19 protein-coding genes and 1 riboswitch are annotated in these 20,406 nt (G+C 34.3%); of the genes, 15 read left to right on the top strand and 4 right to left on the bottom strand.

The window, feature by feature from the left end; translation table 11 throughout:
• Positions 1-73: 73 nt before the first annotated feature.
• Both M0M44_RS22405 and M0M44_RS22400 read left to right on the top strand, forming a co-directional pair.
• Positions 74-1,936 (top strand): TonB-dependent receptor plug domain-containing protein, encoded by a 1,863-nt coding sequence (locus tag M0M44_RS22405; protein ID WP_248727721.1) that lies wholly within the window; start codon positions 74-76, stop codon positions 1,934-1,936.
• Positions 1,937-2,184: 248 nt separating this feature from the next.
• A complete protein-coding gene (locus M0M44_RS22400; RefSeq protein WP_248727720.1) occupies positions 2,185-2,451 on the top strand; it encodes a hypothetical protein in 267 nt (88 codons plus the stop codon).
• 153 nt (positions 2,452-2,604) lie between these two features.
• Here M0M44_RS22400 and M0M44_RS22395 read toward each other — a convergent pair whose 3' ends face one another.
• Complete coding sequence (locus M0M44_RS22395) at positions 2,605-4,185, bottom strand: FAD-dependent oxidoreductase (RefSeq protein ID WP_248727719.1); 1,581 nt, start codon at positions 4,183-4,185, stop codon at positions 2,605-2,607.
• 192 nt (positions 4,186-4,377) lie between these two features.
• On the opposite strand from M0M44_RS22395, the gene M0M44_RS22390 reads away from it, so the two are divergent.
• The 6 genes from M0M44_RS22390 (at position 4,378) to M0M44_RS22365 (ending at position 11,393) form a co-directional block, all read left to right on the top strand.
• Positions 4,378-4,680 (top strand): hypothetical protein, encoded by a 303-nt coding sequence (locus tag M0M44_RS22390; RefSeq protein ID WP_248727718.1) that lies wholly within the window; start codon positions 4,378-4,380, stop codon positions 4,678-4,680.
• A 106-nt stretch (positions 4,681-4,786) separates the two neighbouring features.
• Positions 4,787-4,990: a hypothetical protein gene (locus M0M44_RS22385; protein WP_248727717.1), complete on the top strand. Its 204-nt coding sequence runs from the start codon at positions 4,787-4,789 to the stop codon at positions 4,988-4,990.
• Positions 4,991-5,180: 190 nt separating this feature from the next.
• The gene (locus M0M44_RS22380) at positions 5,181-7,853 is read left to right on the top strand and encodes a PAS domain-containing sensor histidine kinase (protein WP_248727716.1); all 2,673 of its coding nucleotides are present in this window, start codon (positions 5,181-5,183) and stop codon (positions 7,851-7,853) included.
• A 2-nt stretch (positions 7,854-7,855) separates the two neighbouring features.
• Positions 7,856-8,311, top strand: a complete 456-nt coding sequence (locus M0M44_RS22375) for a response regulator (RefSeq protein ID WP_248727715.1) — start codon at positions 7,856-7,858, stop codon at positions 8,309-8,311.
• A gap of 217 nt (positions 8,312-8,528) precedes the next feature.
• Positions 8,529-8,629, top strand: a riboswitch (SAM riboswitch).
• A 238-nt stretch (positions 8,630-8,867) separates the two neighbouring features.
• On the top strand, positions 8,868-9,857 hold the full coding sequence (locus tag M0M44_RS22370) for a TlpA disulfide reductase family protein (RefSeq protein ID WP_248727714.1): 990 nt from the start codon (positions 8,868-8,870) through the stop codon (positions 9,855-9,857).
• Between the two features lie 63 nt (positions 9,858-9,920).
• A complete protein-coding gene (locus M0M44_RS22365; RefSeq protein ID WP_248727713.1) occupies positions 9,921-11,393 on the top strand; it encodes an aminotransferase class V-fold PLP-dependent enzyme in 1,473 nt (490 codons plus the stop codon).
• A 111-nt stretch (positions 11,394-11,504) separates the two neighbouring features.
• Here M0M44_RS22365 and M0M44_RS22360 read toward each other — a convergent pair whose 3' ends face one another.
• Entirely contained in the window at positions 11,505-11,882 is a 378-nt protein-coding gene (locus tag M0M44_RS22360; RefSeq protein WP_248727712.1) for a winged helix-turn-helix transcriptional regulator, read from the bottom strand.
• A 92-nt stretch (positions 11,883-11,974) separates the two neighbouring features.
• Between M0M44_RS22360 and M0M44_RS22355 the strand changes: the two genes are divergently transcribed.
• The 5 genes from M0M44_RS22355 to M0M44_RS22335 all read left to right on the top strand — a co-directional run bounded on the left by M0M44_RS22355 (position 11,975) and on the right by M0M44_RS22335 (position 17,343).
• Entirely contained in the window at positions 11,975-12,967 is a 993-nt protein-coding gene (locus M0M44_RS22355) for an NADP-dependent oxidoreductase (RefSeq protein WP_248727711.1), read from the top strand.
• Positions 12,968-13,441, top strand: a complete 474-nt coding sequence (locus M0M44_RS22350; RefSeq protein ID WP_248727710.1) for a cupin domain-containing protein — start codon at positions 12,968-12,970, stop codon at positions 13,439-13,441.
• A gap of 231 nt (positions 13,442-13,672) precedes the next feature.
• Positions 13,673-14,764, top strand: coding sequence for an AI-2E family transporter (locus tag M0M44_RS22345; protein ID WP_248727709.1), 1,092 nt, complete (start codon positions 13,673-13,675; stop codon positions 14,762-14,764).
• A 133-nt stretch (positions 14,765-14,897) separates the two neighbouring features.
• Positions 14,898-16,118, top strand: a complete 1,221-nt coding sequence (locus M0M44_RS22340; protein ID WP_248727708.1) for a DUF763 domain-containing protein — start codon at positions 14,898-14,900, stop codon at positions 16,116-16,118.
• 46 nt (positions 16,119-16,164) lie between these two features.
• Positions 16,165-17,343, top strand: a complete 1,179-nt coding sequence (locus tag M0M44_RS22335; RefSeq protein WP_248727707.1) for an MFS transporter — start codon at positions 16,165-16,167, stop codon at positions 17,341-17,343.
• 11 nt (positions 17,344-17,354) lie between these two features.
• Here the strand turns inward: M0M44_RS22335 and M0M44_RS22330 are convergent, their stop codons facing one another.
• A complete protein-coding gene (locus tag M0M44_RS22330) occupies positions 17,355-17,672 on the bottom strand; it encodes a hypothetical protein (RefSeq protein WP_248727706.1) in 318 nt (105 codons plus the stop codon).
• Between the two features lie 180 nt (positions 17,673-17,852).
• Positions 17,853-18,137: a hypothetical protein gene (locus M0M44_RS22325; RefSeq protein ID WP_248727705.1), complete on the bottom strand. Its 285-nt coding sequence runs from the start codon at positions 18,135-18,137 to the stop codon at positions 17,853-17,855.
• Positions 18,138-18,473: 336 nt separating this feature from the next.
• Here M0M44_RS22325 and M0M44_RS22320 point away from each other — a divergent pair, with 336 nt between their 5' ends.
• Together M0M44_RS22320 and M0M44_RS22315 are read left to right on the top strand one after the other, a co-directional pair.
• Positions 18,474-19,043 carry an RNA polymerase sigma factor gene (locus M0M44_RS22320; protein ID WP_248727704.1) on the top strand — a complete coding sequence of 190 codons (570 nt, stop codon included), beginning with the start codon at positions 18,474-18,476 and terminating at the stop codon, positions 19,041-19,043.
• A 186-nt stretch (positions 19,044-19,229) separates the two neighbouring features.
• Positions 19,230-20,378, top strand: a complete 1,149-nt coding sequence (locus M0M44_RS22315) for a FecR family protein (RefSeq protein ID WP_248727703.1) — start codon at positions 19,230-19,232, stop codon at positions 20,376-20,378.
• The last annotated feature ends 28 nt before the right edge of the window (positions 20,379-20,406 follow it).

Here is a 20,406-nt window from a genome sequence, read left to right as displayed (position 1 = left end):
TTATAATTACAAAACTGGTATGCTTTATTGGTACGGTAAGAGTTTACTTTTGCCAAAAAAATAGTAAACCAAAATGAAAAAAATCTATTTTGCTGTTTTTACAGTAATTTGTACCAATTTTTACGCACAGACAAAGAACGATTCCATCAACCAAATGGATGAAGTCATTATTAATGAAGGCCGTTTTAATACACCAATTTCTAAACAAAATAGAAATGTATATGTTATCTCGAGCGAAACGATTAAAAAATTGCCAGGAAGAACGTTGCAAGAAGTATTGCAATATGCCAACGGAGTAGATATTAGACAAAGAGGGCCATTTGGAACTCAAGCCGATATTAGTGTTGACGGTGGAAGTTTTGAGCAAACTGTAGTTTTGCTGAACGGAGCAAAAGTAATCGACTCGCAAACTGCCCATAATATGTTGAATCTTCCTCTTCAGGTTGAAGCAATTGAAAGAATCGAAGTAGTTCGCGGTCCAGCTGCAAGAATTTACGGGATTAACAGTTTAACTGGAGCAATTAATATTATTACTAAAAAACCAACCGATTCTGGTTTTATGGTAAGCACTTACGCAGGTTCTAATTTCGAAAAAGATACGCAAGATACAGGCGATACTTTTTATGGAACAGGAATTCAGGCCGGAGCTGTTTTAGGTAAAGAAAAACAACAGCATTTACTTTTTGCTTCGCATGATAAAAGCAACGGATACCGCTACAATACGGCATTCGAAAACAATAAAATTTTCTATCAGGGAAATGTTCAGATTAATGATAAAAATGAAATCTTAGCTTCGGCAGGCTATATCAATAACGGATTTGGAGCAAACGGATTTTATGCTGCGCCTGGAGATAAAAACTCAACCGAAATTGTTCAGACTACATTTGCCAACATTCAGTCCAATCATCAGATTACAGACAGCTGGAAAATCATGCCGAGAGTAACTTACAGATACAATTATGATGATTATCGTTATTTAGGAAACTCAAATTTGGCAGTTGGAAGAAGCCAGCATTATACCAATTCTATTGCGGGAGAATTGAATTCTACCGTTAAATTATCTAAAGGAGAAATTGGTTTTGGAGCAGAGTTTAGAAACGAAGACATTCATTCTTCAAACATTGGAGATCACGATCGTGAAAATGTTGGATTGTATGCAGAATACAGAACGAGTTTTACTGAAAAACTAGATGTAAATATCGGAACGTATTTAAATTATAATTCAGATTATAAATGGCAGATTTATCCAGGAATTGATGCAAGCTATGCCATTACAGATGCATTTAAAATTATTGGAAATGTGGGAACAAGCCAAAGAATTCCATCGTTTACAGATTTGTATTTGAAACAAACCGGAAATGTTGGAAACCCTGATTTAGATTCAGAAAACGCGTTTCAGAGCGAAATCGGATTCAAATACAACAAAAGAGCTTTGAGCTTTAATGCGAATTATTTCTACAGAAAAATTGACAACTATATCGACTGGATGCGTAATCTTACAACGCAGCCTTGGCAGAGCCAGAATACAGGAGATTTAAACACTAACGGAATTAATTTGCGAGGAACTTATAGATTAGATTTCTCTAAAGATTCTAGATTGAACATTCTTTTAGGATATACCTATTTAGATTCTGAATTTAAAACAGCGCGTACAGAAACGTATTCGAAGTATTCCATTTCTTCATTAAAACATCAAATTACCAATACAATAGATTATCAGTTTAAAAACCTATCGGTGATGTTTGCAACTCGTTTTAACGAAAGAATTACAGGACCTTCTTACTGGGTAAATGATTTTAGAGTAAGTCAGACAATTGATAAATTCACCATTTTCTTAGATGGACAAAATATCTTCAATGCAACGTATTATGAAGTAGGAGCAGTGCCGCTACCTTCAAGATGGTTTACATTAGGAGTAAAATTGGTTACTTTTTAAAGGTAATTTTTTTCAGAACTTTAGATTGTTAGAAACAGCCTGTAAGCTTTATGTTTACAGGCTTTTTGGTTTTAAATGATCTTAAAGCATTCTTTTCTAAAATGTTAATTTTTTTTAAATTGGAAAATCATATAAACTTTTTTAAAAATGATATAATAACTTTATGATTTAATTTGTTGAATTTTACTGAATTGCGAATGAAATGATAATCAAGCTTTCAATTTTAAGAAAGTGAAAACCAGAAAAAAATGGATACAAGAAATAATCAAAACGATTTATTCCAGGAAGGTGTAGATCGTACTCAGGAATCAAATTGGGATCCAATTTTAGGATATCATATGTATTTTCCGCATGAGGAAAACATAGACCAAAATTTACAGGAGAGAGACGATGCTGTTCAAAAACCAAACACTGGAGATTGGGGAGATGATAGTGATTATGAAGAACTAAGGCATAAAAAGAGTTCTGATATGAATATTAGTACTTTTGGAAATGAAGAGACAAAAACAGATTAAAAAAAAATAAAGGCTAACTCAAATATAAGTTAGCCTTTATTTTTTTGAAACAGTTTTGATAAAATAAATGTTTAATTTGACAACATATAAAAAACATCTGCACAATTTTGCACAGATGTTTTCAAGTAAAAAAAAATGAAAAAGTGGAAAGTATCATTTGATTTTTATGTTGCTTAAATTGCTTTCGGCTGGTCCATTTAATACCGTTCCGTCCGATCCAAATCTTGAACCGTGACACGGACAGTCAAAAGATTTTTCGTCTGAATTCCATTGTACTATACATCCCAAATGTGGACAAACAGCAGAAAAGGCATGGAGTGTTTTGTCGTAATCTCGATAAACGGCCACTTTTCGCAAACCGAAAGAAAGAATGCCGCCGTCTCCAGGTTCTAAATCGGCTGTGTTTTTAAGATCAGATGCCGTAATCCAGTCAAGATATTGCGATGCCATATTTCCAGCTTCTTTCATATAATCGCCGATTGCTTTAAAAGTAATTCGCGACGGACTATATAAATCCTGCCATTTATTTTCAATTCCCTGAATCATATCAGAAATAATCATGGCTCCAATAGTGGCATGCGTCATTCCGTTTCCGGAATCTCCCGTAATGATAAAGATATTCTTATCGTTTGGATTTCTGCCTAGAAAGCCTAAAGAATCAAAAGGTTCCATTACTTGTCCGGACCATTTATAACTGATTTCATCTAGTAATGGAAAATATTTTTTGCCCCAAATTTCTAATAATTCATAGCGTGAAAATTCAGAAATTCCTTCCTCATCTCCTTGTCCCGTTTTGTGATCTTCACCGCCAATAATCAGTAAATCATACTCATCATTAAAATTTTGCAATCTTACATAATGGTAAGGTTGCGCTACCCATTTAGATTCTGGATCTCCAGTGTCCCACCATAAAGCATGCGGAAGACTGCCTTTTGGAATTTTTCCTCCAATAACGTAGGTTCTATAAGCGTGCTGTTTAGTGTGCATAGCTAAAACGTCGTTTATTGGCGTGTTGGTCGCAACGACAACATATTTGGCGGAAAAATCAAAACCATTTACGGTTGCGCCTTTTTCGGTTATATTTTCGGCGTGTGCTTCTGTATAAATAATTCCGCCTAATTCGATTATAGCTTTAGAAAGTCCCTTTAAATAATGTAAAATATGAAATTGAGCCTGATTTTTAAAAGCCAAACATCTTTGATCCTGAGATTCTGCGAGTGAAGGCGTATGATTTAAAAGAACAGTTTCTAATCCTGCATTTTGTGTGGCTTCAAATTCTTTGTCTAGATTTTTTTCTTTATCATTCGGATGAACGAATAAATAACCATTTACTCTTTCAAAATCACAGTCGATGTTTAATTCGCTAATAATTTTTTCGATTTCATCAATCGCGGCAGTGTGGCTTTCGGCTGCAAGTCTTGCATTTTCTTTGCCAAAAGTATTCTGAAGATAATAATATCGATCATCCAAAGCACAAGTCAAATGTGCTGTAGTTCTTCCAGTTTCTCCGCTTCCTATAAAACCGTCTTCTACCAAAACTACATTTTTCCCTGCTTTTAAAAGTTTGTAAGCAGTTGTAAGTCCAGCAATACCGCCTCCAATAATTAGAACTTCGGTTTTAATATCCTGATTTGGTTTTTCGAAAGCAATTATATCTGTAGAATCAATCCAGAAAGAAACATTATCACCAGAAGTGATGCTTCCTTCGTTTATATTTTGATTTGATTTTTCCATTTTTAAATCCTTTTAAAGAATACAATACATTCATTTCAAAGCTACTACGTAAATAGTAGAACATACTTACAGCTTTAATTCTAAAATTTTATAGGATTTCCAGTGTGGTTTTATGTAAGAATTAAAACAAATGCTGTAAAACATAATTATTTGAATAATAGTTACTTAGTATAAATTGTAAAACAAGTTATTATGTATAAAGTAAAAATTTTGATTCTTATCATTTTAATGGGAATGAGCTCCTGTAAAAACAATAATGATGGATATAGCGACGAAATAGAAACAAGCACAACACCGCTTGATACCGCAGTAAAAGACACCGCAAAAATTATAAATAATGGGGTAAATAGTAGCTCGTCAAAACAGAGTACTGTGGGGACCGGGACAGGGCCTAGCGCAAGTGCAGAAGATGGCGCAACTTATACAAGCGAATCTGGTGTGCAAAAAGATAGTATGAAACTGAAAAGAGATAGTATAAAAAAGAAAAAGAAGTAACTGGATTATATAATAAGTTTTCGAAATTGTGTAAAGAACACATGTGTGAAAATGACTATTTTTATAAACTTAAAAATAGATATTATTCAAATAAAAAAATATACTTATGAAAACGCAAATAAAAACTAAAGTTGCTCTCGTGGTTCTTTTGGCTGGATTGGCATTTTCTTGCAAAAAGAATGAAAGCACCACAACAGAATCATACGAAAATGATTCTATTCAAAACACTATTGACACAGTTGGACCAGAAGTGGATACCGTTAATATGGATACAACGGTAACAGTTAAAGCCGATACGATTACCAAATAATTATTTGGCAAAAAAATAGAAGAAAGCTGAATCTTAATGATTCAGCTTTTTTGATTTTAAAATGAGATAAAAGAATTTAATGAATGTTAAAAGTAAAAACGTTTTTCTCTATATTTGAGAAAGAATATAACATTTTAAATGCCTTTTCTATATTAAGCAACTTTAGAAATTACCTTTATTTAGTACGATAATGGAGCTAATAAATAATTTAGACCTTTTTCAAACCGTCTTTAATTCTGCGCCAAATGGAATAGCAGTTTTAAAGTCTTTGTACGATAATAAAGGCAAAACAGAAGATTTTTCAATATTATTGTTTAACACTTATATCATCAACTGGATTGATGATAAAGAATACAAAGAAAAACCATTCAGTAAAGTTTTCACTAAAATAAAAGAAACCAATATTTTAGAACAGTTTATTGAAACGGCAGAAACTGGAGTTACATCCAATTTTGAGCAATGGTATGGAGAAGAAACCAACAAACAATGTTTCAGATTTACTGCTGTAAAACAAGACGATGTTTTGGTGGTAACAATGGAAGATATTACTGAAAAAAAACATGCCGAAACAGCTCTTAATACTGCATTGCTTGATGCAGAAAAACAAAAAAGACTATACAATTCTATACTAAACGGAACACCTGATCTGGTTTACGTCTTTAGTCTTGATTATAAATTTACTTACGCAAACAAAGCTTTATTGACGATGTGGGGTAAATCTGCAGAAGACGCAATCGGACGCGGATTAATTGAAAATGGTTATGAAGATTGGCATGCCGAAATGCATGAACAAGAGATAGATACTGTGGTAACTACGAAAAAGCCAGTTCGAGGAACAGTTTCTTTTCCGCACGCAGAATTGGGAAGAAGAATTTACGATTATATTTTTGTTCCAGTCTTTAATGAAAATGGTGAAGTAGAGCTTGTTGCTGGAACAACGCGAGATATTACAGAAAGTAAACAAGCAGAAGAAAAATTACAGCAAAGTGAGAATCGTTTTCGCAAAATGATTCACCAAACTCCAGCTCCGACTCTAGTGCTTAAAGGTGATGATCTTATTATTGAGCAGATCAATAGTCATATGCTGCAAATGATTGGACGCGGAGAAGAAATTATTGGCATGCGACTGATTGACGTTTTGCCAGAACTCGAAGGGCAATATGTTTGGGAGCAAGTTTTAAAGGTTTATAATGAAGGAATTCCTTTTGATCAAAGTGAAGTTTTGGTTCCGCATAATCGTACAGGCGAGTTAAAAGACTATTATTATAATTTGGCTTATCGTCCGTTAATTGAAGATGGAGAGATAACAGGAATGATACAGGTGGCAGTTGAGGTCACGCAACAAGTTGTGGCACGCCAAAAAATGGGAGAAAGTGAAAGCCGTTTTCGAGCTTTAATCAATGCATCATCTGATTTGGTTTATCGAATGGATGCCGATTGGATGATTATGCAGGATTTAGAAGGAGACGGACGTTTGGTTAATCAAAGAGAACGTGGTGTCAATTGGTTAGATAAATTTATTCATGCTAGCGATTTGCAGATGGCTGTCCATCTTATTTCTAAATCGATAGTAGAAAAATCCATTTTTGAAATGGAGCACAGGGTTATAAATAAAGACGATTCTATTAGCTGGGTTTTCTCGAGAGTGGTGCCAATATTAGACGATCAAGAAAAGATTATTGAATGGTTTGGTGCATCGAGTGATATTACTTCGCAGAAAGAACTTCAAAATGTTATCGCCGAAAGTGGAGAAAGATTTAGACAGCTTGCAGATTTGGTCCCTCAAATTATTTGGACAGCCAATTCTGAAGGTTTTGTCGATTATTACAATAGCCGCTGGTACGAATATACGGGTTATATAGAAGATGAATTTGGAGATCCAAGCTGGATTTCAAAATTACATCCAGACGATGTTTATTTAGTGTCAAAAACTTGGTACGAAAGTGTTCATGCAGGAGTTCCTTATCAGACTGAATTTCGTTTAAAAAATGCCAATACGGGAGAATACCGCTGGTTTTTAAGTAAAGCGCTTCCTATTAGAGATAAAGAAGGCATCATTATCAATTGGTTTGGTACTTGTACGGATATTCACGAACAAAAGTCAATTACTGAAAAACTTGAGATTTTGGTAAAAGATCGTACTAAAGAACTGCAAAGATCTAACGACGATTTACAGCAGTTTGCCCATGTTGCGTCGCATGATCTAAAAGAACCAGTTCGAAAGATAAAGACTTTTTTAAGTCGTCTAGAAGATCATATTGCCGGACAGCTTGATGAATCTTCATCAAAATATATTGAACGAATTCATGTTGCGGCAGATCGTATGTTTAATATGATTGATGGCGTATTAGCGTATTCCAAAATGAATGCCGATTCGCAAAAAACAACAATAGTCGATTTAAATGAAGTGATTAAAAATATAGAAACCGATCTTGAAATTGCGCTTCAAAATACAAATGGTACAATTTATTTTGAAGAACTTCCAGTTATAGAAGGCGCTTCTGTATTATTATATCAGCTGTTTTATAACCTTATTAATAATTCTATTAAATTTGCTAAAGAAGATACTCCGCCAGAAATAAGTATCACAGCAACAGAACAAATTGAGGAAGGCAATAGAATTGCGGTAATTACAGTAGAAGATAACGGAATTGGTTTTGATCTGGATCAAACAGGACGAATTTTTGAAACCTTTACACGTTTAAATTCTAAGGATCGTTATGAAGGAACGGGTTTAGGTTTGTCGCTTTGTAAAAAAATAGCCGAACGTCACGGCGGAAGTATTAAGGCCACAGGAATTGCTAATAAAGGAGCCATTTTTATTATAACATTGCCATTTGAGCAAAAAGTAAAAGACATTTAATTATGCAAGAAAAGATGATTTTATTGGCAGATGACGATCAGGATGATGCAGAAATGTTTTGCGAAGCATTGGCAGAAATAGATGAAAGCATTGTTTGCCATTGTTCAGAAAATGGTAACGGTGTGCTAAATACGCTGAAAAATCAGGATAAAATTCCAGAAATTGTCTTTCTAGATTTAAATATGCCAATTATGAATGGCTGGGAATGTCTGAAGCAATTAAAATCAGAAGAACGCTATAAAGATATTCCTGTAATTATGATTTCTACCTCTTCATACATAAATGATATGGATACCGCTGCCAATCTTGGAGCAGTCTGCTATTTTGTGAAGCCAAATAATTTTGATGACTTAAAACAGGCCTTGAGATTAATTACTTCAAATCTTGAGAATGGATTAAAAGAAACTTTTTCAAATCTTGAAAAAAATAAATATCTGCATGTTTTTCTTGCAGAATAAAACTGTGTTTTCTTTTCTTGAAAGGTAAAACGTATGAATTCCTTTTATAAAAAACTGCTTGCCCAAAAAGTGTTTTTTGTTTTAATGTGTTGATTTTTAAAATATTGAATTGTATTTGAATAATCTTTTTAATAAAAAAATCAAAAAAATGTATTTTAAACTTGACTAATTCGGTAGAATTAATATATATTTGTATCACAGAAAATTTATATAATGATACTTATCCAGAAAGACTGAGGGAATAGGCCCATTGAAGTCTTAGCAACCTGTTGCCGAATAAGGTGCTAAATCCTTCCGCAGTGTGCGGGCAGATAAGAAAGATTTCTCCGTAAATCTGTTTAAGATCATCCATTTAAAATCTTTATTATGAAAGCAGAATCAATTTTGTACGCCAGTTATGAACTTTTGAATTCCATTTTTGAAGAAAACAGTTTTGCCTTTTTCTAAAGGTAAAAACACAAGTTTCTCTCCAATTTCTTTTATAAACAATAATAACGCTAATGGCTTTTTTCATTGGCCTGAAATGCTTTTGTCTAATCTTAAAACTAAAAATAAAATGAAAAAAATACTATTAGGTTTTGCTTTGCTTTTTGGAGCTTTTCAAACTCAAGCGCAGGAAAACAATTTACAATTAAAAGGAACTGTTGTCGATACCGTTGCGCAATATGTTTACCTGCAGAAGTTTCACAATAAAATGTTTACCACGATAGATTCGGTAAAAGTAAAAGATGGGAATTTTAGTTTTAAAACAAAAGTAAAAACGCCAGAATTATACGGATTGAGTGTCAATACAGAAAGTTCGCCCTTGTATGTTTTTCTCGAAAAAGATCCAGTTACAGTAAAACTGAGTCCAAAGAAGTATTATACAGCTTCTGTGGTTGAAGGTTCAGCTTCTCAGGATTTGTTCGAAATTTATAAAAAAAGTAAAGATGTAGAAATCAGCAAATTCATAACAGAACATCCAAAATCTATTGTTTCAGCATATGTACTGTACAGAAACTGGTCTTATAGATTAACGCCAGAACAGATTACACAAAATATTGCTTTGCTGGATAAGAGTCTTCAAAATACCACTTACGTGAAAGAATTAAAAGAACTGGCTATTGTTTTAGACGGATTAGCAGTAGGTAAAAAAGCCCCTGATTTTACAGCCAATGATCCTGACGGAAAGCCAGTTCGACTTTATGATAATTTAAAAGGGTACACTTTGGTCGATTTTTGGGCTTCTTGGTGCGGTCCATGCCGAAGAGAGAATCCGAATATTGTATCGGCATACAAAGAGTTTCACGATAAAGGATTCAATATCGTAGGGATTTCTCTAGATAAGAAGAAAGAAAACTGGATTAAAGGAATTCAAGACGATAATTTAACCTGGACGCATGTTTCAGATTTACTTTTCTGGAACAGTGCTGTTGCTAAATTATACGGTGTGAGAGCCATTCCGGGAAATTATTTAGTGGATTCTAAGGGAATAATCGTCGCTAAAAATCTGCATGGAGAAGAATTACAGTCTACACTAAAAACGCTTTTAGAAAGTAAAATCTAATAAAGAAAAAATACAAAATAAGAAACGCAATAATACAATTTGTTAATTTAAAATGATAAGGAAATGAATGCGATTGAGCCAACAACAAAACCAACAGAGCCTGAATGTTACTTTTCTAAGTTTAGAGAAAATACAGTAGGAATAAATCATATTTTCGAATCTGTTTACGGAGAACAAAATCTGGTTTATGCAGATTGGGTTGCCAGCGGAAGATTATACAATCCGATCGAAGATATAATGCTCCATAAAATTGGTCCAATGATTGCCAATACGCATTCACTTTCAAGTCAGACAGGAAAAACCTCTACTTATGCTTATCAGCATGCGAGAGATCGTATTAAAAAGGCGGTTAATGCCAATGAATCTGATGTTTTGGTAACTACTGGAAGCGGTATGACGGCTGCTTTATCTAAATTACAGCGTGTTATGGCACTTCGAACAAAATCTGAAGATGACAGACCTGTGGTTTTCATTACACACATGGAACATCATTCTAATCAGGTTTCGTGGTATGAAACAAATGCAGAAGTGGTTATTCTTTCGCCTGACGAAAATAATTTAGTCAATCCAGAAGTTCTTGCTGCAGAAATTAAAAAATATGCAGGTAGAAGCTTAAAAATAGGGTCTTTTACGGCTTGTTCGAATGTTACAGGAATTATCACGCCTTATCATGAACTGGCGAAAATCATGCATCAAAACGGCGGACTTTGTTTTGTAGATTTTGCAGCTTCGGCACCGTACGTAAAGATTGATATGCATCCAAAAGATCCAGAAGAACAATTGGACGCGATTTTCTTTTCGCCTCATAAATTTTTGGGAGGCCCTGGAACTTGTGGTATTTTGGTTTTCAATGAAAAACTATACCAATCTGATTTTCCGGATAATCCGGGCGGAGGAAATGTAAAATGGACAAATCCGTTAGGGAAATATTGTTACAGCGATGTGATAGAAGTTCGAGAAGATGGTGGAACTCCAGGTTTTCTGCAGGTGATTAGAACGGCATTGGCTTTAGAATTGAAAGAGCAAATGGGCGTAGAGAATATCAAAAAAAGAGAGAAAGAACTGCTGGATCTTTGTTTTTCGAGGCTTCAAAAAATTCAAGGTTTATCTATTTTAGGAGATTTAACTACAGAAAGAATAGGTTGTGTGTCGTTTGTTATTGAAGATATTCACTATAATTTGATTGTAAGACTGTTAAACGACCGTTTCGGAATTCAAGTTCGTGGCGGCTGGTCGTGTGCGAGTACTTATGCGCATTATCTGTTCAATATTAGCGAAAAGAAATCAGCACAAATCACAAACGAATTATTGCAGAGAAACCAGATCAATAAGCCAGGCTGGGTACGTTTGTCCTTGCATCCAATTATGAGTAATGAAGAGCTCTTTTACATCTGTGATGCGATTGAAAAAGTGGCTCTGAATTATAAAAAGTGGAAAAAAGATTATGAATATAATTCGGTTTCAAATGAATTTGAAAATCCGGAAATTAAAGATACCATTGCAAGAGAAGTAAACGAATGGTTTAAGTTAGTTTAAGTATAGTTAGTTAAGTGCTAAACCTGACAGTCCCAAATCCTCGGGATAAAACCTGTCAGGTTTCCAATGAGTAATCCCGTAGGAATTTCTCGTCGGTAGAAAAAATTAGAATTATTTAAGCGATTCAATAATTTTTTCACGATGCGCCAATCCCCAGTTGACTAAAGTTTCTGTAACCGGAAGCACCGATTTTCCATATTCGGTAATAGCATAGATTACCGTAGCAGGTTTGGTATTTTGTTCTGTTCTGGTAATAAGTAAATTGGTTTCCAGTTCTTTGAGTTCTTTGCTTAGCATTTTAGCCGAAATTCCATCTATTTCACGTTGCATTTTTTTAAAATGAATCACCTGATGCGTTCTATTGGTTAAAAACCTTAGAATCATCAATTTCCATTTACCACCCAAAACATCAAGACTGTCACGCATTGCCATAAGTTCTTCAGAACAATTGGCTTCGCGAAGTACTCCATTATCGTTAATTTTTGCCATACTAGTTTCTCTTTGGTAACCGGTTACCTTGGGTTAACCCATAACAAAAATAAAGCATTACGGCGATACTTTTGTAAACTAAAATAATAAAAATGAAAGCAATTGTATTACAGGAAAACCACGAATTTAGACTGGAAACAGTAGCGATTCCACAACCTGAACCGAATAATATTCAGGTTAAGATTATGGCTTCAGGATTTAATCCGATTGATTATCAAATGACCGAAGACGGCTCGGAAAGAAAGCTGATACATTCTCCAATTCTAGGAAGAGAATTTGCAGGTATAATTACAGCAATTGGCGCTGAGGTTACAGAATTTAAAATTGGAGATGCAGTATTTTGCGGTTCTGGAAGTATGGGATCAAATGGCACGTATGCTGAATATATTTGTGTTCCAGCGGGAATTGCAGTAAAGAAACCACAGAATATTTCTTTTGAACAAGCGGCAGGAATTCCATCAGCTGGACTTACGGCTTTGCAGTCTTTTAAACGAATGAATGCTTCTTTGACCGATTCGATATTAATTACGGGCGGAGCTGGCGGAGTAGGGAATGTTTTGATGAAACTGCTTATCGCGAAAGGTTTTACCAATTTTGTGGTTACAGCTGGAAACGAAGAAAGTATTGCTTCTTTAGTGAATCTTGGAATTAAATCAGAACAGATCATCCATTATAAAAAAGAAGACATTTACGAGAAGGCTCTTACTTTAAACAGAAATCAAAAATTTGATATCGCAGTAGATTTAGTTGGAAACAATGTGGCCGAAATTGCAGCAAAACTTTTGAAAATAAACGGAACTTTTATTGATGTCACGAATTTTTCTACGCCGGAATCTCGTGGAATTCTTTTTTCGAGAGGCGCTACAATTCATAATATTTCAAATTATGCGTATGGAGTTGAAAAACAATACGATTACTATAAAAATGGGTTAACAGAGTTGAGTGATTTAATCGAAAATGAAATAATTACAACGGCAAATATCAATGTAGTGGGAGGTTTGAGCAAAGAAACAGTAGATAAAGCACTTACTATTTTGAGAGAAAACAAAACCAGTGGACGAAAATTAATAATGAAGGTCAATTAAATGAGAACAATACCAAGAAGAATCGTAACGGGTTTGCGAGACGGAAAATCAATTATAGTGCAAGATGAAATCGTTTCGAACGTAACGGAACATTTTCCAGGATTAATTATTTCAGATATCTGGTCGACAGATTCAACGCCAGCAAAATTTGAGGAGAAAGTTATTGAAAACACCGCTTTTCCAAATACACCAAAAAACGGAAGTTATTTTCGTTATGTCCAGATTCCGCCCGATAAAGATTTGGGAGTGATAGCCTTAGAAGGAGAACCACATCCGCTGATGCATCAAACGGATACTTTAGATTATATTATCATCATTTCGGGTGAAATTTACCTGATTGTAGACGAGGAAGAAACTTTATTGCATGCCGGTGATATTGTAATTCAACGCGGAACCAATCACGCTTGGAGCAATCGATCCGACTCGCCCTGCATTCAATTGGCGATCTTATTGGATGCCAAAAAAGCAGAATGATATAAATTATACGCCGATAACTACATTTTGATTTATTTGTAAAATTGCAATAATCTCATTTGATTGTTGCAATTTTTTTGGTTTAAAATATGATTTAGAAACCTTCGAAGTTGTTCCATCTTATAAAATGGAACAATTTTGAAGGTTTGTATTGTAAAGTATTGAATAATAATTGTTTAGATTTATACAGGAATGATAATAGTGGGATAGCAGAATCCAAAAACAATAACCATGAAAACAATCAATCAGAATAAAAGGAAAGAACTCTTTGATACTATTTTGCAGTTATTTTTCATTTTTCTCCTTGTGGGATTTTGTCTTAAATTACTGTTGCCTTTTTTTATGCCTATTCTTTGGGCAGTAATATTGTCTGTTGTATTTTATCCGCTGTTTAATTCGTTGCAGCGAATATTAAAGGGGCGAAAAACCTTAGCATCAGTTGTTATCACTATTTTGATTATTGCCATAATGGTCGTGCCTCTTATTTATTTCCTAAAAGCAGCAACGGGAAATTTTTTAGAACTAAAAAACAGTTTTGAGGCAGGAACGCTTAAAATTACTCCGCCAGGAGCTTCTATAAAAGAATGGCCAATAATTGGCAAGCCTCTGTATGAATTTTTACTGTCTTTATCTACAGATTTGGAGCAGAGCGTTGTAAAATATCAAGATCAAATAAGAGAATTGTCGTCTAAAATCATGGCGAGTATTTTGAGTTCTGGCGCTGCATTTCTGCAATTTCTCCTATCGGTTATTATTGCAGGCGTTCTATTAGTATCTCCAAGCGCTAAAACTTTCTTTATGAAATTCCTTAGAAAAATTGCAGGAAGTGAGGCAGAAGAGATTATGACCATTTCGGTTTCAACTATTTATCAAGTGGTTAAAGGGATTTTGGGTGTTGCTGTTATTCAGACCATTATTCAGGCAATTGGATTGTTTTGGGCAGATATTCCGTATGCGGGAATTTTGACTTTGATTTGTTTGATATTTTCAATTTTACAGATTGGGCCAATTATAATAAATATCGGAGTTATTATTTATCTTTTTTCAACTGGAGATTCTGGTTATGCTATTTTTTGGACAGTGTTTTTCATTATCAGCGGATTATCAGATAATGTTCTAAAACCATTGTTGCTAGGAAAAGGCGCTCTTGTGCCAATGCTAGTTATTTTCCTAGGTGTAATTGGTGGTTTTATCATGTCGGGTTTTATCGGATTGTTTGTTGGACCAATTGTGTTTTCAATAGGCTACAAACTCTTTGTTGCTTGGCTAGATGATAATTCAGAACCCATTGAAGAACCTGTAGAAGATATTGAAATTAGTTAATTGTGAAATGCGTTAAGTAAGTCGTTTTTCACATCTCACATTTCAATTCCTACTTTTTACATTTGAATTAACAATTCACAATTTATAATTCACAATTAAAAAAAGTATTTTTGCAGGATTATAATTTTAGCAAATGAAACGTTCAGGCACGGCAGATCTTCCTTTACATTATGGACATGTTCCATTATGGCTTGCTGAACGAATGTCTAAACTGGGCTTTGCGATTGTAGAAACCATTGCAATGGAGTTTTCGACTGCCGAAGTTATAAGTAAATTGAGCAATCCGTTTTGGTTTCAGAGTTTTGGAGCCGTTATGGGAATGGACTGGCATTCATCTGGAATTACAACTTCGGTGCTTGGAGCATTAAAAAAATCGGTTAATCCGCACTCCAAAGAACTCGGAATTTACATCTGCGGAGGCAAAGGAAAGTATTCGATGGCTACACCGCAGGAACTTTTATTTGTTGGAGAGAAGACAGGTCTTGACGGAATTAATCTTGCCAGTTGTAGCCGACTTACCGCAAAAGTCGACAATACCGCCATTCAAGACGGGTTTCAATTGTATCAACACAATTTTATTGTCGATAATAAAGGGCAATGGGCTGTTATTCAGCAGGGAATGAATCCGAATTCTAGAACTGCCAGAAGATACCATTGGCATTCACAAGATTTAAAGTCTTTTATAAATGAACCCCATACTTTTATTTATGGCGAAAATCAAGGTGATATTTTAAATCTTACGGCCAGTGCTGCAACAAAATCTCGTGAAGGTATTTTAGAATTGGTAAAAGAATCGCCAGTCAAAATCATAAAAGAAATGCAGCATCTTTCTATGCCTGCGCATCACGATGTAAGGATGGAAGATGTAAACATGAAAAGATTGGGCGCAATGCTTTGGACGACTCACGAAAATAAACCAGAAGATTTTGAAGAATTACTGCTTTTAAAAGGAATGGGTCCAAGAGCTTTGCAGTCTTTAGCTTTGGTGAGCGAAATAATCTACGGAACTCCGACACGATTTGAAGATCCAGCTCGTTTTTCATTTGCTCATGGCGGAAAAGACGGACATCCGTTTCCTGTTCCGGTCAAAATCTATGATGAAACCATAGACACACTTCAAAGAGCTATTAATCGTGCCAAAATCGGGAATAGCGACAAATTGAGCGCCATTCAAAAACTATCTGAAATTTCAAGAAAAGCAGAAGAAAGTTTTACGCCAAATTCCAATTTTGATGCTCTTGTCCAGAGAGAAAGAGAGGAATCGCATAAATATGGAGGAAGAACCGTTTTTGGCGATGCAAAACCACCAAAAAAGAAACCTATAAACCCAAACAATCAGCTGGAATTATTTTAAAGAATCATAATGATCTATCTGCCTTTAGTTATATAAAAATCTAATAATGTCACAAAACGAAAAATCAATTTATACCTTACAATTCATTTTACTTTGCTTGAGTTCTTTGTTGTTTTCATCAAGTTTTAATATGATGATACCCGAGCTTCCAAATTACTTAAGCAGTTTGGGAGGAGCAGAATATAAAGGGCTTATTATTTCCTTATTTACCTTGACGGCAGCAATTTCGCGACCTTTCAGCGGTAAACTTACCGATAAATGGGGACGCGTTCCGGTTATGGCAATAGGATCTTCTGTATGTGTGATCTGCGGATTTTTGTATCCCATTTTGAGTTCTGTTTCAGGATTTTTACTGCTGCGCCTGGTGCATGGTTTTTCAACTGGTTTTAAGCCTACATCAACATCGGCTTATGTGGCAGATATTATTCCGCAACATAGATGGGGAGAAGCACTCGGAATGCACGGATTATGTTTCAGTATTGGTGGGGCGCTAGGACCAGCACTGGGCAGTATGATTGTGAATTCGTACGGAATCAATGTAATGTTTTATACTTCGTCATTTTTGGCTTTCTTTTCCATTATTATCGTAATGAACATGAAGGAAACTCTTGTAGCAAAAGAAAAATTGAACCGATCAATGTTCATTATTGGCAGAAACGATATTGTAGATAGAAATGTATTTCCAGCGGGAATCATCACTTTTCTTTCGTACACAGCTTTCGGACTTATTTTAACCTTAATTCCAGATTGGAGTGAGCATCTGGGAGCAACAAATAAGGGAATATTTTTTACTGCTTTTACGGTAGCTTCGGTTATGGTTCGTTTTGGTGCGGGAAAAGTTTCTGATAGGCATGGCCGTCCAAAAGTGATCATGGCTGGATTAATCATAACTTCGATTGCTCTTTTTGTAATAAGTGCAGGAAGAGATATCAATATGTTATTAATTGGAGCCGGAATTTACGGAGTCGGTACAGGTATTTTGTCACCAGCGATTAGTGCATGGACAATAGATATGAGTAACCCTGAGCATAGAGGAAAAGCCGTCGCAACGATGTATATTTCGATGGAACTCGGAATCGGTTTGGGAGCTCTTTTAGGAGGAACTTACTATAACGATCAAATCAACCGTATACCGCAAATCATTAGATTTGATATATTGGTGTTAATTCTGGGAATTGCATATCTTACTTATTGGGCTAGAAATAAAAGGAGAATAAAAGCATAATTTTAAACGCCTTATTCTTTTTGGATATTTAACTGCACTTTAAATTTACCATAATACGGATTGTCGGCCATTAGAGAATGTCCGATAACTAAAATATAAGTTCCTTTTTGTTGAAGCGGAATTTTCAAGTCCATTCCGAAAGGGCCGTCTGATGTTTTATCAGGAAAAATAATTTGATTAAAACGAATGTTTCCCTTTCCTGTATTGGGAACAATTTGAGCGTTTAATTTACCAAAATCATCACTGTTAAATTTGACATATATTTTTGAATTTAGAGAATCTAAACGCCCTTCAGCTGCAAACACATTTTCTTCATTCTTCAAATTCATAGCAATAGTGTCGCCTATTTGTTCATTTTCCTGTTTTTTTTCTTTTTGAACAACAGGTGTAGTAGATTCTGTAGAAGCTTTTTTGTTTTCCTTTTGCTGACATGAAAAGAAGAAAATTGAAACATGAAAAGAAGAAAATTGAAATTAGAACAAGAGACCAATTTTTCATACCAGTATTTTTTAGCTTAACATTTCAAAACTTCCAGGCTTTTCTTCGTTCTCATCATATTCTCCCGCAAGATTTCCATCCAAATCTTCTTCTTCCTCCCAGTCATTTTCATCATACTCTGAATCGAAATCATATCCAAGATTATCTTCCAGTTCTCCAAGCTCTAGATTATAGTGATTAGAGGCTGTCAACCTATTCGTGTAGTCACCATCTAAATAGTCATCATAATTTAGTAGTAGTTGTTCCTCATAAGAATTCATTTCAAATTCTTCAGATGTGTAATTGTCGGATCTCATATTAATCGGTTTTAAAGGTGAAATAATTATTTGTAATTTTTTAGATTATTCTAAATTACAGTCTTAAACCGCTAAATGTTTTATATAATTTTTTTATTGTATTGTCAAATTTTCATTTACCATTAAATTTAGCCATAAAAAAGCAAAAAGTTTGAAAATACGACCACTTTTTTCAACTATAATACTGCTGTTCAATATTATTAAGATTAATCATATTGAATTTTATTCAAAAAGGTTTACGAAATCCTTTGCGCCTTTTTAAACTTAATAATCTTTTGGCTTTTAACATTAAAATTGTTTAATATTGCGTTTTTGATCCTCACTTTTTATTAATTAATGTCTGTTTATAGCAAATATGCTGATCATATCTTATTAAATCTCCTAAAGGATGATGATCAATTGGCCTATACAGAAATTTTCGAAAGATATTCTAGACTTTTAGTAAATCATGCCTATAAAATGATAGGAAATCATGATGAATCCAATGATGTTGTTCAGGAAGTTTTTTTGTTTATCTGGAACAAACGTCAGGAATTGGAAATCACAGGATCATTATCTTCTTATTTATACAAAGCCACCAAAAACAGAATCCTGAATCATATTGCTCACGAAAAAGTAGTTGCTCGTTATGCAGATTCTATTTCGAACTTTATTGAAAATGATTATGTTTTTGCAGATTCTAAACTCAGAGAAAAAGAATTAGAAGCTATTATTGAAAGTGAAATTGCTTTGCTTCCTGAAAAAATGCGTGAAGTTTTTCTTTTAAGAAAAGTAGAAGAACTGTCATACGACGAAATTGCACTTCAATTGAACATAACAGACAAAACGGCTAAACAACAAGTTTATAATTCGTTAAAAATTCTTCGCGAAAAGCTAAAATCGGCGTTGAATGTTTTTGTCTGGTAAATTTTTCTTGTTCTTTTTGTTAAATTTTAAAATAAAATCTACTCATAAAAACCTCATTAATAAAGAGAAACTAACGTTTTGATGAATTTATTAATGATAAATTAATATTTTTTTCATTTTCATCTATGACAAAAGCCATTTCTAACTGTCTTATTATAAAACAAGACAAAATTTCGTGTTGTAATTATGAATAAAACTGAATTTTTAGAACTGCTTAAAAAACATCAAAATGGCACTTTATCTGATGAAGATAAAGATAAGCTTGATTCATGGTATTTGCATAAAGCGGCAAATAGTAATGAACAGCTTAGCGAATACGAACTAGCAGATAGTTACGAACATTTGAAATTGAGACTTCCTTTAGCGCAACAAACAAAAGTGGTAAATCTTTGGCCTCGTATTGCCGCCGCTGCATCTATCGTGTTACTATTTGGGGCAGGAATATTCTATTTTACAAAATCGGAATTGCGAGTAGAACAAGAAAATATTCAGGTTGTTGAAAAGCCAAAAGAAATTGCTCCAGGCGGTAACAGAGGAATTTTAACGCTTTCGAACGGAAAGCAGATTGTACTTTCTGATATTTCTTCAAAAGATATTATTGCTAAAGAAGATCAAGATGAGGTAACCATTAAAATGGATGCCAATGGAGTGATTACTTATGTAATAAACCCAAATGCTGATGATTCAGAAGAAGATGCAAATTCATTTAATACACTTTCGACACCAACGGGCGGACAATATAATATTGTTTTGGCAGATGGAACAAAAGTATTCTTGAATGCTGTCTCGTCTATCAAATATCCGACTCAGTTTAATGGTGATCAAAGAATTGTTGAGTTAGAAGGAGAAGCTTATTTTGAAGTTGCTAAAAATAAAAGCAAGCCTTTCTTAGTAAAATCAGCTAACCAAACAATCGAAGTTTTAGGGACACATTTTAATGTCCATGCTTACAATAATGAAGCTGTAATAAAAACTACCTTATTAGAAGGAAGTGTTGCTGTTTCTTCTAAAAATCAGAAGGCGATTTTAAAGCCAGGTCAGCAATCCAATATATCTGAAAGTTCTAGTAAGATTGCAGTTAAAGAAGTCGATACGGAAGCCGCAATTGCTTGGAAAAATGGCCGATTTAAATTTGATAATGCCGATTTAAAATCAGTAATGAAACAGTTGGAGCGCTGGTACGGAATTAAAGTAGAATACCGCGGTGATGTCTCGGATGTGAGATTTAACGGAGGTACATTTAGAAATAAAAATTTGTCTGAGGTATTAAAAGTACTTGAGCTTAGTAATATAAAATTTAAGGTTGAAGGAAAAACGATTATAGTCTATCCGTAAGATCTTATTTAACCGATTATATTGAGTC

This window comes from Flavobacterium humidisoli (assembly GCF_023272795.1).
Lineage (GTDB): Bacteria > Bacteroidota > Bacteroidia > Flavobacteriales > Flavobacteriaceae > Flavobacterium > Flavobacterium humidisoli.
This window is presented reverse-complemented; position numbering and strand designations above follow the sequence as displayed.